Annotated in this window: 13 protein-coding genes; 6 read left to right on the top strand and 7 right to left on the bottom strand. The window is 72.9% G+C overall.

Annotated features, from left to right (window positions below; translation table 11 throughout):
• Positions 1-5 precede the first annotated feature (5 nt).
• Entirely contained in the window at positions 6-1103 is a 1098-nt protein-coding gene (locus tag JOE61_RS16180; RefSeq protein ID WP_193667178.1) for an endonuclease/exonuclease/phosphatase family protein, read from the bottom strand.
• Positions 1104-1176: 73 nt separating this feature from the next.
• The gene (locus tag JOE61_RS16175) at positions 1177-2283 is read right to left on the bottom strand and encodes a serine/threonine-protein kinase (protein ID WP_193667177.1); all 1107 of its coding nucleotides are present in this window, start codon (positions 2281-2283) and stop codon (positions 1177-1179) included.
• Positions 2284-2336: 53 nt separating this feature from the next.
• Here JOE61_RS16175 and JOE61_RS16170 point away from each other — a divergent pair, with 53 nt between their 5' ends.
• The 4 genes from JOE61_RS16170 to JOE61_RS16155 are packed head-to-tail and all read left to right on the top strand — an operon-like array spanning position 2337 to position 5741.
• Entirely contained in the window at positions 2337-3617 is a 1281-nt protein-coding gene (locus JOE61_RS16170; RefSeq protein WP_193667176.1) for a magnesium transporter MgtE N-terminal domain-containing protein, read from the top strand.
• The gene (locus tag JOE61_RS16165; RefSeq protein ID WP_193667175.1) at positions 3610-4155 is read left to right on the top strand and encodes a DUF1003 domain-containing protein; all 546 of its coding nucleotides are present in this window, start codon (positions 3610-3612) and stop codon (positions 4153-4155) included. Before JOE61_RS16170 ends, JOE61_RS16165 begins: the two co-directional genes overlap by 8 nt.
• Before the next feature lie 60 nt (positions 4156-4215).
• Positions 4216-5379: an Mrp/NBP35 family ATP-binding protein gene (locus JOE61_RS16160; protein WP_193667174.1), complete on the top strand. Its 1164-nt coding sequence runs from the start codon at positions 4216-4218 to the stop codon at positions 5377-5379.
• A gap of 23 nt (positions 5380-5402) precedes the next feature.
• Positions 5403-5741: a sec-independent translocase gene (locus tag JOE61_RS16155; RefSeq protein WP_193667173.1), complete on the top strand. Its 339-nt coding sequence runs from the start codon at positions 5403-5405 to the stop codon at positions 5739-5741.
• 27 nt (positions 5742-5768) lie between these two features.
• On the opposite strand, the gene JOE61_RS16150 is transcribed toward JOE61_RS16155, so the two are convergent.
• Positions 5769-6308, bottom strand: a complete 540-nt coding sequence (locus JOE61_RS16150; protein ID WP_193667172.1) for a hypothetical protein — start codon at positions 6306-6308, stop codon at positions 5769-5771.
• A gap of 124 nt (positions 6309-6432) precedes the next feature.
• On the opposite strand from JOE61_RS16150, the gene JOE61_RS16145 reads away from it, so the two are divergent.
• The gene (locus JOE61_RS16145) at positions 6433-7107 is read left to right on the top strand and encodes a LysM peptidoglycan-binding domain-containing protein (protein ID WP_204797262.1); all 675 of its coding nucleotides are present in this window, start codon (positions 6433-6435) and stop codon (positions 7105-7107) included.
• Positions 7108-7177: 70 nt separating this feature from the next.
• On the top strand, positions 7178-7717 hold the full coding sequence (locus JOE61_RS16140) for an Rv3235 family protein (RefSeq protein ID WP_193667171.1): 540 nt from the start codon (positions 7178-7180) through the stop codon (positions 7715-7717).
• A 32-nt stretch (positions 7718-7749) separates the two neighbouring features.
• On the opposite strand, the gene secA is transcribed toward JOE61_RS16140, so the two are convergent.
• The 4 genes from secA to hpf form a co-directional block, all read right to left on the bottom strand.
• The gene (gene secA, locus JOE61_RS16135) at positions 7750-10563 is read right to left on the bottom strand and encodes a preprotein translocase subunit SecA (RefSeq protein WP_193667170.1); all 2814 of its coding nucleotides are present in this window, start codon (positions 10561-10563) and stop codon (positions 7750-7752) included.
• 59 nt (positions 10564-10622) lie between these two features.
• The gene (locus tag JOE61_RS16130; RefSeq protein WP_307823056.1) at positions 10623-11867 is read right to left on the bottom strand and encodes a winged helix-turn-helix domain-containing protein; all 1245 of its coding nucleotides are present in this window, start codon (positions 11865-11867) and stop codon (positions 10623-10625) included.
• Positions 11868-11872: 5 nt separating this feature from the next.
• Positions 11873-12565 carry a response regulator gene (locus JOE61_RS16125; RefSeq protein WP_406603351.1) on the bottom strand — a complete coding sequence of 231 codons (693 nt, stop codon included), beginning with the start codon at positions 12563-12565 and terminating at the stop codon, positions 11873-11875.
• An 84-nt stretch (positions 12566-12649) separates the two neighbouring features.
• The gene (hpf, locus tag JOE61_RS16120; RefSeq protein WP_193667169.1) at positions 12650-13279 is read right to left on the bottom strand and encodes a ribosome hibernation-promoting factor, HPF/YfiA family; all 630 of its coding nucleotides are present in this window, start codon (positions 13277-13279) and stop codon (positions 12650-12652) included.
• Positions 13280-13547: the final 268 nt, after the last annotated feature.

Here is a 13547-nt window from a genome sequence, read left to right as displayed (position 1 = left end):
GGTCGCTACTCCTGCGACCCGCCGATCGAGGCGGTCGCCACGATGACCGGGTGGTCGGTGGTGCGGTTGACCAGCTCGGTCTCCAGCGCCGCGAACTGCGAGAAGGCGATGTCGGGCGAGCCGAGGATCCAGTCGACGTTCATCCGCGCCGGGGGCGCGCAGGCGCTGCCGGTGGAGCCGCCGTTGGCGGCGCGCAGGCTGGTGCTGCGGGTGATGGGGCAGAAGAACTCCGCCCGGTCGTTGAAGTCGCCGGTCATCACCAGCGGGGTGCCGTCGGCGGTGAGCCGGTTGGCCAGCTGGGCCTCGATGGCCACCGCGGCGTTGCGCCACTTCTGGGCCGGACCCTTGGCGTCGGCGGGGTTGTGGAAGTTGGCGAACCAGACCTGCTGGCCGGTCTGGTTGTGCTGCAGCTTCACGTAGGGCATCGGCACCCGCCGCCCGTTGAAGTAGGGGATCGGCACGGTGTAGGCCTCGACCCGGGTCCAGACGTCGCTGCGCCACACGACCGAGTTCGCCAACGGGCCCGGCCCCGTCCCGGGGCCCGGGTAGACCTGCCAGACCGGCGCGACCGAGCGCAGGGTGTTGTACTGCGGCGCCTGCAGCTCCTGCAGCCCGGCGACGGTGACGCCCTGACCGGCCAGGATCTGCACCGCCCAGCGCATCCGGGTCACGCCGTCGGTGAAGCGTGCGTGCCGGCCGCCGGGCTTGGTGTGGTTGGCCCCGAGCACGTTGAAGGAGCTGACCCGGAAGGTCGTGGGGGCCTGCGTCTCCTCCTCCTCCTCGCGCTGCGTAGCGCGCTGGGCGGCGCGCGCCAGGCGCCCGCCGCCTCGGATCTTCTGCGGCGAGGGGGTGCGCGTCTCGCCGGGCTCGCCCAGCCACTCCTGGGGCTGCATCACCACGCCGGTGACGATGCTGCGGGGCCCGGCCCGGTTGGCCTCGGGCAGCGGAGCACCGTCGGCACCGACCGCCACGGTGGCCTCCCCGTCGCGCGAGACCACCAGCAGGACGGCCACCGCCCCGATGACCAGTACCAGCACGCCCGCGAGCAGGCCCTGGACGAGCGGGCCCCCGGGTCCGGCGGGGGCACCGGCGTGCTTGGTCATCGCTGTCCCCCTCCATGGCTGCGGCGCGTCGCGGTGGCGCGGCGTCGAGGGTACCCGACGTCACACGGCCGGATCACCGTGCCGACGAGCGCCGCCACGGCCACGTGCGCCCGCGCGGGCGGGCGGCGGCCACCAGCCCGCGGGCCAGCGCGACCGGGTCGGCCCCGGCCGGGGGCGCCACGTCGGGACCCTCCTCGCCGGGGCCGGCCAGCACCGGGGCGAGGTCGTCGGGCTCGCCGTGCAGCGAGTGCCCCGCAGCCTGCGCCTCGGCCAGCCACCGGCGCGCCGGCGCCCCGAGGACGTCGGCGAGCTCCGCCGGGGCGCGCGCGGGCCGGCCGCCCTGCGCGGCCAGCACGCCCTCGGCGTACTCGCGCTTGACCAGCTGGTGGCGCTGCGCGGCGTCGAGGCCGCTCCCCCGCTCGCCCAGGCGCTGCACCTCCCGGTTGACCTCGCGCAGCAGCGCCACCTGGGTGGCCCCCAGCGAGGGGTTGGCGCTGACCTCGACGGTCGGGTCGACCAGCTGCGGATCGATGCCGCAGGCCCGCGCGAAGCGCTGCCACAGCAGCTCGCGCGGCGCGCCGGGCGGCGGGGCCAGCACGAGGTGGCCGCGCCCGGCGGGCAGGGGCTCGGTCCAGCGGTCCAGGGCGGCCGCGAAGTCCTGGGCGTGCCAGAAGTGCGGGCGCCGCCCGCCCGCGTCGGGGCCGGCGTCGCGACCGGTGTCACAGCGCAGCTGCTCGCGCTCGAGGTCGGCGAAGCTCGCGGTCGAGCCGAGCTTGACCTCCTCCTGCCAATGGGCGACGGCCTGCCTGCCCAGGTCGCGCGCGGTGACCACCACGTGCACCTCCAGGCCCGCGAGCGGCGCCAGCGCCCACCGCACCTGGTCGGGGGTCGCGCCCGCGAGCACCTCGTGGCTCAGCACCGCCGTCCGGCCGCCCTCCTGCTCGAGGAAGGTGCGTGCCCGCTCGCAGAGCGCCTGCCAGGTGCCCCCGACCCGCTGGGGGTCGAGGCCGAACTTGGCGGCGCTGCCGCGCACCTCGACCGCGCCCTCGAACATCGCGCCGGGGCGAACGAACGGGTGCACGACGCCGCCGGCACGCAGCGCGTCGCGCTGGCCGGCGAGCAGTGCCTGGAGGTAGGTGGTGCCCGTCTTGGGCAGGCCCACGTGGAGGACGACGCGCACCCGCCCATCGTGCCATCGCAGCGGACCGGCGGCACGGGCGCTAGTTTGGGCTCGTGAGCTCGAGCCCGTCCCGCGTCTACGCCGCACGGCTGGTGGGGCTGCCCATCTTCGACCCGCGCGGCGACCAGGTCGGCAAGGTGCGCGACCTCGTGGTCGCCGTGCGCTCCGAGGTCAGCCAGCCGCGGGTGCTGGGCCTGGTGGCCGAGGTCTTCGGCCGGCGCCGGATCTTCGTGCCGATGACCCGGGTGACCAACATCGACAGCGGGCAGGTCTACACGACCGGCCTGCTCAACATGCGCCGCTTCGAGCAGCGCTCCACCGAGACCCTGGTGATCGGCCAGATGCTCGACCGCAACGTCACCCTCCGGGGCAACGGACCGGGCGAGGGCGTCACCGGGGTCGTCTACGACGTCGCGATGGAGCAGGCCCGCAACCGCGACTGGGTGCTGAGCCGGGTGGCGGTCCAGGAGCCGGCCAAGGGCCTGCGCCGCCGGGGCCAGACGCACGTGGCCGAGTGGCGCGACGTCGAGGGCCTGACCCGCCGCGAGGAGACCCAGGGGGCCACCCACCTGGTGCACGCGCTCAACGAGATGCGCCCGGCCGACGCGGCCACGATGATCCACGACCTGCCGCCCGAGCGGCGTACCGCCGTGGTGGGGGCCCTCGACGACGAGCGGCTCGCCGACGTGCTCGAGGAGCTCCCCGAGGACGACCAGGTCGAGATCCTCAGCCACCTCGCCGACGAGCGCGCCGCCGACGTGCTCGAGGAGATGTCGGCCGACGACGCGGCCGACCTGATCGCCGAGCTGCCACCCGAGACCGCGGCGACCCTGCTGGCCCTGATGGAGCCGGAGGAGGCCGAGGACGTGCGCCGCCTGATGTCGTACGTCGAGGACACCGCCGGGGCGATGATGACGCCCGAGCCGGTCATCCTGGGCCCCGACGCCACCATCGCCGACGCCCTGGCCCACGTGCGCAACCCCGACCTGACCCCCTCGCTGGCCTCGCAGGTCTACATCTGCCGCCAGCCGCTGGAGACGCCGACCGGCAAGTTCCTCGGGGTGGGCCACATCCAGCGGCTGCTGCGCGAGCCGCCGTCGACGCTGGTGGCCGGCGCCCTCGACGACAGCATGGAGTCGCTGCGCGCCGAGGCCGGCATGGACGAGGTCGCCGCCCACCTGGCCACCTACAACCTGGTCGCGGCCCCGGTGGTCGACGAGAACGGCCACCTGCTGGGTGCCGTCACGGTCGACGACCTGCTCGACCACATGCTGCCCGAGGGCTGGCGCGACCGGCGCCCCCGCAAGGTGACCCCGGGGGTGCCGCGTGGCTGAGCAGCGCCGCAGCCGCCTCGACACCCCCCGCGAGGCCCGCCGCCAGCTGGTGCGACGCCCGGCCTACGACTCCGAGACCTTCGGGGTCTTCGCCGAGCAGTTCGCGCGCTTCATGGGCACGGCGAGCTTCTTGTTCTACATGACGATGTTCGTCGCGTTCTGGCTCGCCTTCAACGTCGCCGCCCCCGGCGGCATCGCCTTCGACGACTACCCCTTCATCTTCCTGACCCTGATGCTCAGCCTCCAGGCCTCCTACGCGGCGCCGCTGATCCTGCTGGCCCAGAACCGCCAGGAGCAGCGCGACAAGGTCATCGCCGAGCAGGACCGCCAGGCCAACAGCCGCGCGCACGCCGACATGGAGTTCCTGGCCCGCGAGGTGGCCTCGCTGCGGATGTCGGTCGGCGAGGTCGCGACGCGCGACTTCGTGCGCAGCGAGCTGCGCTCCCTGCTGGCCGAGCTCGACGACCGGGACGGGCGGGACGGGCGGGACGGTCACGAGGGCCGCGACGAGCGCCCGGAGCCGCCCGGGAGCCGCTGAGACCCGGCCCACCCCGGCCGGGGACCGGGTCCGCCCGGGCACCACCTAGACTCGGGGATCATGAGCAGTCCCTCTCTCGAGCAGGTCCAGGCAGCGCTGGCGACGGTCAACGATCCCGAGATCAAGCGGCCGATCACCGACCTCGGCATGGTCGACACCGTCGAGATCTCCGACTCCGGTGTCGTCACCCTCACCGTCCTGCTGACCGTGGCCGGCTGCCCGCTCAAGGAGACCATCACCCGTGACGTGACCACGGCCGTCGGCAAGGTCCCCGGCGTCACCGACGTGGCGCTGACCCTGGGCGTGATGACCGACGAGCAGCGCTCGGGCCTGAAGGAGGTGCTGAGCGGCGGCAAGGCGCAGCGCGAGATCCCCTTCGCCCAGCCCGGCTCGCTGACCAAGGTCTTCGCGATCGCCAGCGGCAAGGGCGGCGTCGGCAAGTCGTCGGTCACCGTCAACCTGGCCCTCTCGATGGCCAAGAGCGGCCTCAAGGTCGGCATCGTCGACGCCGACATCTACGGCCACTCGGTGCCGGCGATGCTCGGCGTCGCCGACGCCCGCCCCACCCAGGTCGAGGACCTGATCATGCCCGTGCCGACCTCCTCGGGCGTCTCGGTCATCTCGATCGGCATGCTCAAGCCGCGCCGCGACCAGGTCGTCGCCTGGCGCGGCCCGATGCTCGACCGGGCGCTGGTGCAGATGCTCTCCGACGTCTACTGGGGCGACCTCGACGTGCTGCTGCTCGACCTGCCGCCGGGCACCGGCGACGTGGCGATCTCGCTGGGCCAGCACCTGCCCGGCGCCGAGGTCGTGGTCGTCACCACTCCCCAGGAGGCCGCGGCCGAGGTCGCCGAGCGCGCCGGGACGATGGCCTCGATGATGCACCAGCGCGTCGTCGGCGTCGTCGAGAACATGAGCTTCCTGCCCTGCCCGCACTGCGCCGAGGACGGTGTCGAGCACCGCCTCGAGATCTTCGGCAGCGGCGGCGGCGCGCGGGTGGCCGCCACCCTCTCCGGCCGCTTCGGCTACGACGTGCCGGTGCTGGGCGAGATCCCGCTCGACCTCTCGCTGCGCGAAGGCGGCGACGTCGGCAAGCCGATCGTCGACGCCGACCCCACGGCCCCCGCCGCGCAGGTGCTCTCCTCGGTCGCCGAGCGGCTCGCCGGACGGGGTCGCGGCCTGGCCGGCATGCAGCTCGGGCTGACGCCGACCAGCAAGTTCTGAGCCCAGCCCCCTAGGCTGTCGGCGTGTTCGGAATCGGGCTGGCAGAGCTGGCGGTCATCGCGTTGGTCGCCATCGTGGTCTTCGGGCCCGACAAGGTGCCCGACCTGGCCCGGCAGGCCGGGCAGTGGCTCAAGATGGCCAAGAAGTTCGCCAACAACGCCCGCGACGAGCTGCGCACCGAGCTCGGTCCCGAGTACGCCGACCTCGAGCTGCGCGACCTCGACCCGCGCACGATCGTGCGCAAGCACATCATCGAGGCGATGGAGGACGCCGACGACGAGGAGGAGCGCGAGCAGCGCCGCCCCGGCGTGCGCCCCCTCGACGACGGCGAGACGCCGCCGTACGACCTCGAGGCGACCTGAGCCACGCCCCACGGGCGTGAGTCGGCCCTAGCCGTCGTCGCGGCTCTGCACCGCCGCGAGCCCGTCGGTCGCGACCAGCACCACCCGGCGACCCGCGCCCACGACCTCCACGAAGTCGGCGCCCACCCGCTGCAGGACGCCGTCGTGGCGTGAGCCGTCGACCAGGTGCAGCACGCAGCGCTCGCCGCTGTCGGCGAGCCGGCGCAACGCCGAGCCCACCGCGAGCCGCGCCGTGGCCGGCCAGGCCACCTCGGGCACCGAGCGCTCCGGGAGGTCGTGCGCGGCCGTGATCGCCGCCGTGCGCAGCACCCAGTCCTGCGCGGGCCCGCGCACCAGCAGCCACCCGGTCCCCACCCGCTCGAGCGTGCCGCCCACCGGCCCGACGCCGCGCACCTCGAGGCGCACCCGGGTGCCCGTCGCGGCCATCAGCCGGCTGGCCATGCTCACCTCGGCGTACGCCGCCCGCGCGCGGTCGGCGAGCTCGAGGCTGCGCTCGGCGTCGTAGAGCGCCTCGGCCTGCTGCTCGAGGTCGTCGAGCACGTCGAAGAGCTCGTCCTCCCACGTCATGCCCGTGACTCTCTCACGTGGGCCCGCCTCGGCGGAGCCTGTGGACGGACGATTGACGACCCCGTCGAACGAGCGTTGAATGACGCAAACAGACGCAAACGCAACGATCGACAGGGTTCTCGGGATGATCGACGTCATACACGCCACCGCCGCACGCTGCCTGCTGGTCTGGGGCGCCGCCACCGCGACGGCCGCGCCGCTGCTGGCGCTCCTGGCGTCGGCGACGCTCGCTCCTGCCCGGGGCTTCGACGACCTGCTGGTGCGCGCGTGCAGCGCGGCGCTGCTCGCCTGCACCGCGTGGGGGTGGCTCTGCGTGACCGCCGTCGTCGTCGAGGCGCGCTCGGGTCGCGGGCCGGGCGCGTCCTCACCGGGAGTCCCCCGGTCGCTGCGCCGCCTGGTGCTGCGCGCCTGCGGACTGGCCCTCGTGGGGGCCACCGCGGCCGGCGTGGTCCCCGCGGCGGCGACACCCGACCACCTCCAGCAGGGCACGGTCCTCGGCGCCGGCCCGACCGACCCGCTCGTCGGCCTGCCGCTGCCCCAGCGGGCCGCCGGAGCGGCGCACCGCACGGGCACGGAGCCGGTGCGGGTCGAGGCGGTGCGGGTCGAGGCGGTGCGGGTCGAGCCGGGCGACAGCCTGTGGTCGTTGAGCGCCGCGCACCTGGCCGACGGCACCCGGCCTCCCGACGACGCCGCGGTGGCGGCGTACTGGCCCCGGGTGCACGCGGCCAACCACGACGTCGTCGGCCCCGATCCCGACCTGCTGCTGCCCGGCCAGGTCCTGCGCCTGCCACCCGCCTGACCACCCGCCTGACCAGCCATCCGGACATCCACCTGGGCACCCGCCCCCACGACCACCCGAGGAGCACGCCATGACCACCTTCCCGCTTGACCGCGACCGGGTCCCCGAGACCGTGCCGCTGGCGGCCGTCCAGGGCACCCTGGCGCTCGACCTGCAGCCGCGCACCGCCCCGCCGCGGGCACCCCGGGCACGTCCCGGCACCCCCGGGCAGGTGCTGCCCATCGACCAGCGCGCCCGGCGCGAGGGCGAGCAGTGGGTCGGGTCGTTCGCCCAGGCGGTCGTCGAGGTGGTCGGCGGTGACCGCCCGGCGTCCCAGCTCGTGCGCTGGACCACTCGCAGCGTCTACGAGGACCTCACCCGCCGTGCGCAGCTCGTGGCACGCGCAGGTGCTCACCAGCCCGGTCTGGCCCGGGTGCAGCCGGTGCGCCCCCAGGTGCTCAGCGTGCACACCTGCTTCCCGTGCCGCGACATCCTCGAGAGCAGCGTGCACGTGCGCTACGGGCACCGCTCCCGGGCCATCGCGGCGCGCTTCGAGCGCCGGGCACCCGCGGGTGCAGCCGGCGCGCGAACCGGAGAGCGGTGGCTGTGCACCGCCCTCCAGTTCGCCTGAGCCTCGTCAGCCCTGGTCGTCAGCCCTGGTCGTCAGCCCTGGGCGCGAGCCGTCGTGCCGGTGGGCCCACCGGGGGCGCCGTGGCACTGCTTGAACTTCTTGCCCGACCCGCAGGGGCAGGTGGCGTTGCGGCTGACCCCGGCGTAGGGGTCCTCCGCCGTCGCGACGTCGGCGCGCACCTCGGCCTCGCCGTCCTCGGCGGGCGCCGAGTAGGTGAGGTTCTGCGGCGAGCTGGGGGCGTCGAGGCCCTTGGCGTGGATGTGCGGCGCCTCGCCCTGCTGGCCCAGCACCGGGGCCCGGAGACCGGGCGCGACGGTGAGGACCTGCTCCTCGTCCTCGTCCTGCTGCTCGTCGACGGTGACCTCGAGGTTGAAGAGGAACCCGACGGTCTCCTCCTTGATGCCGTCCATCATCGCCGCGAACATGTCGAAGCCCTCGCGCTGGTACTCCACCAGCGGGTCGCGCTGGGAGTAGGCACGCAGGTAGATGCCCTCGCGCAGGTAGTCCATCTCGTAGAGGTGCTCGCGCCACTTGCGGTCGAGCACCGAGAGGATCACGCGGCGCTCGAGCTCGCGGGCGACCTCCTCGCCCATCTCGGCGACCCGCGCGTCGTAGGCCGACTGGGCGTCGGCGCGCAGCCGCTGGATCACGGTGTCGCGGTCGAGGTTGGCGGTGCCGCCGGCCTGCGCGACCAGCTCGTCGAGGTCGACCCCGACGGGGTAGACCTGCGCCAGGTCGGTCCAGGCCTGCTCGAGGTCCCACTCCTCCGGCAGCCCCTGGGTGGACCCGGTGACGTAGCCGCGCACCACGTCGTCGATGAAGGTGCGGATCTGCTCCTCGATGTCGGCGCCCTCGAGCACCTCGCGGCGCTCGGCGTAGATGACCTTGCGCTGGCGGTCCATGACGTCGTCGTACTTCAGGACGTTCTTGCGCGACTCGAAGTTCTGCGACTCCACCTGGCCCTGGGCGTTGGCGATCGCATTGGTGACCCGCTTGTTCTCGATCGGCACGTCGTCGGGGATCTTGAGGACCTGGAGCACCCGGTCGACCCAGTCGGACTTGAACAGGCGCATCAGCTCGTCCTGCAGCGACAGGTAGAACCGGGACTCGCCCGGGTCGCCCTGGCGGCCCGAACGACCGCGCAGCTGGTTGTCGATGCGGCGCGACTCGTGCCGCTCGGTGCCCACGACGTAGAGACCGCCGAGGCCCTTGACCTCGTCGTGGTCGGCCTTGACCTGCTCGCGCACGCGCTCGACGGTCGCGGGCCAGGCGGCCTCGTACTCCTCGGCGCTCTCGCCGGAGGGCTCGAGGCCCTTGGCGCGCAGCTCGGCGTCGGCGAGGAACTCCACCGCGCCACCGAGCATGATGTCGGTGCCTCGACCGGCCATGTTGGTGGCCACGGTGACCGCGCCGCGGTGCCCGGCCATCGCCACGATCTTCGCCTCGTCGGCGTGCACCTTGGCGTTCAGCACGTTGTGCGGGATGCCCCGCTTCTTCAGCAGCGCGCCGAGGTACTCCGACTTCTCCACCGAGACCGTGCCCACCAGCACCGGCTGGCCCTTGGCGTGGCGCTCGGCGATGTCGTCGGCGACGGCGTCGTACTTCGCCTCCTCGGTGCGGTAGACCAGGTCGGGCTGGTCGATGCGCGCCATCGGGCGGTTGGTCGGGATCGGCACGACGCCGAGCTTGTAGATCTTGTCGAACTCCGAGGCCTCGGTCATGGCCGTGCCGGTCATGCCCGACAGGGTGTCGTAGAGGCGGAAGTAGTTCTGCAGCGTGACGTTGGCCAGCGTCTGGTACTCCTCGCGGACCTGGACGCCCTCCTTGGCCTCGATGGCCTGGTGCAGGCCGTCGTTGTAGCGGCGCCCGGCCAGCATCCGGCCGGTGTGCTCGTCGACGATGAGCACCTCGCCGTTCATGACGACGTACTCCTTGTCGTTGCGGAACAGCTCCTTGGCCTTGATGGAGTTGTTCAGGAACGAGATGAGCGGGGTGTTGGCCGACTCGTAGAGGTTCTCGATGCCCAGGTGGTCCTCGACCTTGGTGATCCCGGGCTCGAGCACCGAGATGGTGCGCTTCTTCTCGTCGACCTCGTAGTCGACGTCCTTCTCGAGACGACGGGCGATCTTGGCGAACTCGCCGTACCACTTGACCTCGTCCTGGGTCGGGCCGCTGATGATCAGCGGGGTCCGGGCCTCGTCGATGAGGATCGAGTCGACCTCGTCGACCACGGCGAAGTTGTGGCCGCGCTGCACGCAGTCCTCGATGGAGGAGGCCATGTTGTCGCGCAGGTAGTCGAAGCCCAGCTCGTTGTTGGTCGCGTAGGTGATGTCGCAGGCGTACTGCTCGCGGCGGGCGTCGGGGCGCAGGTCGGGGGTGATCACCCCGACGGTGAGCCCGAGGAAGTGGTGCACCCGGCCCATCTGCTCGGCCTGGTACGTGGCCAGGTAGTCGTTGACCGTGACGACGTGCACGCCCTTGCCCGACAGGGCGTTGAGGTAGGAGGGCAGCACCGCGACCAGCGTCTTGCCCTCACCGGTCTTCATCTCGGCGATGTTGCCGAGGTGCAGCGCCGCGCCGCCCTGGACCTGCACGTCGAACGGACGCATGCCCAGCACCCGCTTGGCGGCCTCGCGCACCGTGGCGAAGGCCTCGGGCATCAGGTCGTCGAGGCTCTCGCCGTCGGTGTGGCGCTGGCGCAGCTCGCCGGTCATGGCCTGGAGCTCGGCGTCGCTCATCGCGACGAAGTCGTCCTCGATGGCGTTGACGGCCTTCGCGATCCCCTCGAGCTGACGCAGGATCTTCCCCTCGCCGATGCGGAGGAGTTTGTCGAGAATCACGGGCACGGCGTAGCTGCTCCTTGCTGTGGACGACCGACGACGGCTCACGCCTCGGCGCCTTCACTCTACCCAGCGCCGTGGAGAGCCCCTAACCGCGGCACCAGGTCGCCACGGCCCTCGAACCGCAGGCCGGCCAGGCCCGACCAGGCGGCCATCCGGTGCAGCTCGGCGAGCAGCTCGGGCGCGGTCTCCTCGGGCGCGTCGGGCTCGGCGAAGGCGCCCCGGACCACGAGCTCGCCCCCGGCGACGCGCCGGTCGGCCTTGAGGTCGACCCGGGCCACCAGCTGCTCCCCGAGCAGGAACGGCAGCACGTAGTAGCCGTGCACCCGCTGGGCGGCCGGGGTGTAGATCTCGATGCGGTAGCGGAAGCCGAAGATCCGCTCGGTGCGCTCCCGCTCCCAGACCACCGGGTCGAAGGGGCTCAGCAGCGTCCGGGCGCGCACCCGGCGCGGGAGCCGGGCGTCCCGGTGCAGGTACGCCGGGCGCGACCAGCCCTCGACGGCCACCGGCTCGAGCTCGCCGGTCTCCACCAGGGTGGCCACAGCCTCCCGGGCGCTGGCCAGCCCCGGGGCCGGCTGGGCCCGCATCCGGTAGTAGTCGGCCAGGCAGCGCTCGGTGGCCACGCCGTGCGAGCGCGCGGCCCGGCGCACCAGCTCGACGGCGGCCTCGGCCACGCCGGGCACCGGCGCGTCCAGCACCGCTCGCGGCAGCACCCGCTCGGGCAGGTCGTAGCGGATCTCGAACTGCGAGGTGCGCGAGGCCACCGCGACGTCGCCGACGGTGAAGAGGTAGTCGAGGATGCGTCGCGTCGACGACCAGTTCCAGCCCCAGTGGTCCTTGGACGACGCCGGCCCCTCCCCCAGGTACGCCGCGACCTCGCGCGAGGTCGAGGCGCCCAGCACGTCGACGGCGTGCAGCACCCCGGCCTCGAGCGCCGGGTCGGCCTCCACGACCCGCCACTTCCCCCGCCGCGCGCGGTGGTCCTCCATGCGGTGGCGCATCACCGGCCACAGGTCGACGGGCATGAAGGCCTGCACGTGCGCCCAGTACTCCACCATCCGCCGCGGCGAGCGTTCGGCGGCGCGGTGCAGCAGCGCCGTGTCGTAGGGGCCCATCCGCGAGTACAGCGGCACGTAGTGGGCGCGCTGGAGCACGTTGACCGAGTCGACCTGGAGCACCCCGGTGCGGCGCAGCGCGCGCTCGAGGGTGCGCATCGTGGGCGTCGCGTGCGGCGGGTCGGTGAAGCCCTGGGCGGCCAGCGCGACGCGCCGCGCCTGGGAACGGCTCAGCGTCTGGGTGGTCGGGGGCACGGCCGCTACGGCAGGTCCAGCAGCTTCTCGCGCACGGCGTACATGACCGCCTCCATCCGCGAGTGCAGCTGCAGCTTCTCGAGGATGTTGCGCACGTGGTTCTTGACGGTGTTCTCGGAGATGAACAGCTGCTTGGCGATCTCGCGGTTGTTCATGCCCTTGGCCACCAGGCGCAGCACCTCGAGCTCGCGCTCGGTCAGGCGCAGCCCGGGCACGTGCTCGCGCTCGGGCTTGCTCATCTGCTTGAACTCGTCGATGAGCTTGACGGCCATCGAGGGGCTGATCAGCGACTGGCCGTCGGCCACGACCCGCACCGCCTGGGCGACCTCCTCGATGGAGGAGTCCTTGAGCAGGTAGCCGGAGGCGCCGCTCTTGACCGCCTCGTAGAGGTCGGCCTCCTCGTCGGAGACCGTGAGCATGATGATCTTGGCCGAGGGCACGGCCTCCTTGATCGCCTGGCAGGCCTCGATGCCGGTGCGCTTGGGCATCCGGATGTCGAGCAGGACGACGTCGGGTGCCACGGCCGCGGCCAGGGTGGTGCCCTCGATCCCGTCGCCCGCCTCGCCGACGACCTCGATGCCGTCCTCGACGCCGAGCAGCATCGTCAGGCCGCGACGGAAGAGCTCTTGGTCGTCCACCACCATCACGCGGATGGGTTCGGCGCCCGCCGCAGCGGGACCCGTCGTCTCGTCGGCCACGCGCGCATCATGGCACGGACGTGGCCCGTTCGGGTGGTCCTCCCACCCGAACGGGCCACGCGGAGCTGGTGCGACCGGGCCAGGTCAGTCCTGGCCCAGGTCCAGCGAGAGCACGCCGTAGTCGTAGCCCCGGCGCCGGTAGACCACCGAGGGCCGCTCGCTCTCCTTGTCGACGAACAGGTAGAAGTCGTGGCCCACCAGCTCCATCTCGTAGAGGGCCTGGTCGAGGGTCATCGGACTGGCCGGATGGGTCTTCTCGCGCACGATCATCGGTCCGTCGCCGTCCATGGCCACGGGCCCGACCTCGCGCTCGGTCTCGGTCTCCCCGCTCTCGTCGTCGCCGACGAGGTCCTGGACCATCGGGGTGCCGGAGAGCGCCTCGCCCACCGAGACCGGGGTCTTGCGGCCCCGGTGCACCCGGCGCCGGTCGGCGGCGCGCTGCATCTGGCGCGCCATCTTGTCCAGCGCCAGGTCGAGAGCGGCCATCTTGTCGTCGGCAGCCGCCTCGGCCCGGATGACCGGGCCCTTGGAGAAGGCGGTGAGCTCCACGTGCACGGCGCGGTCGTGCTGGCGGGGGTTGGGTTCGCAGTCGACCTCCACGTGGACCCGCATGATCCGGTGGTCGTGCTTCTCGAGCTTCGCCAGCTTCTCCGAGCAGTGGGCCCTGAAGCCCTCCTTGATCTCGCAGTGCCGGCCGGTGACCACAACTTCCATGTGAACCTCCTCGTGCGCACCAGGTGCGCGATGGGTTACCTCTCAGGCTCCTGGCACGCCTCCCCGTCGCGCTGCGCGCGCAGGACGGCGCCAGGCCGACCACCGGACGCGCTGCGCCCGGTGGTGGGAACGAGATGGAGCCCGCCCGGCCGACCTGGTCTTCGACCCCACAATCGCCTGCTGAGGCTCTCGCAGCTTCTCTGCCACTACCCACCTTCTCCCGGCGACGGCCACATCTGGTGGCCGGACCGGGGCAGGACTTACGTCT

The organism is Nocardioides salarius (assembly GCF_016907435.1).
In the GTDB taxonomy this organism is placed as follows: Bacteria; Actinomycetota; Actinomycetes; order Propionibacteriales; family Nocardioidaceae; genus Nocardioides; species Nocardioides salarius.
This window is presented reverse-complemented; position numbering and strand designations above follow the sequence as displayed.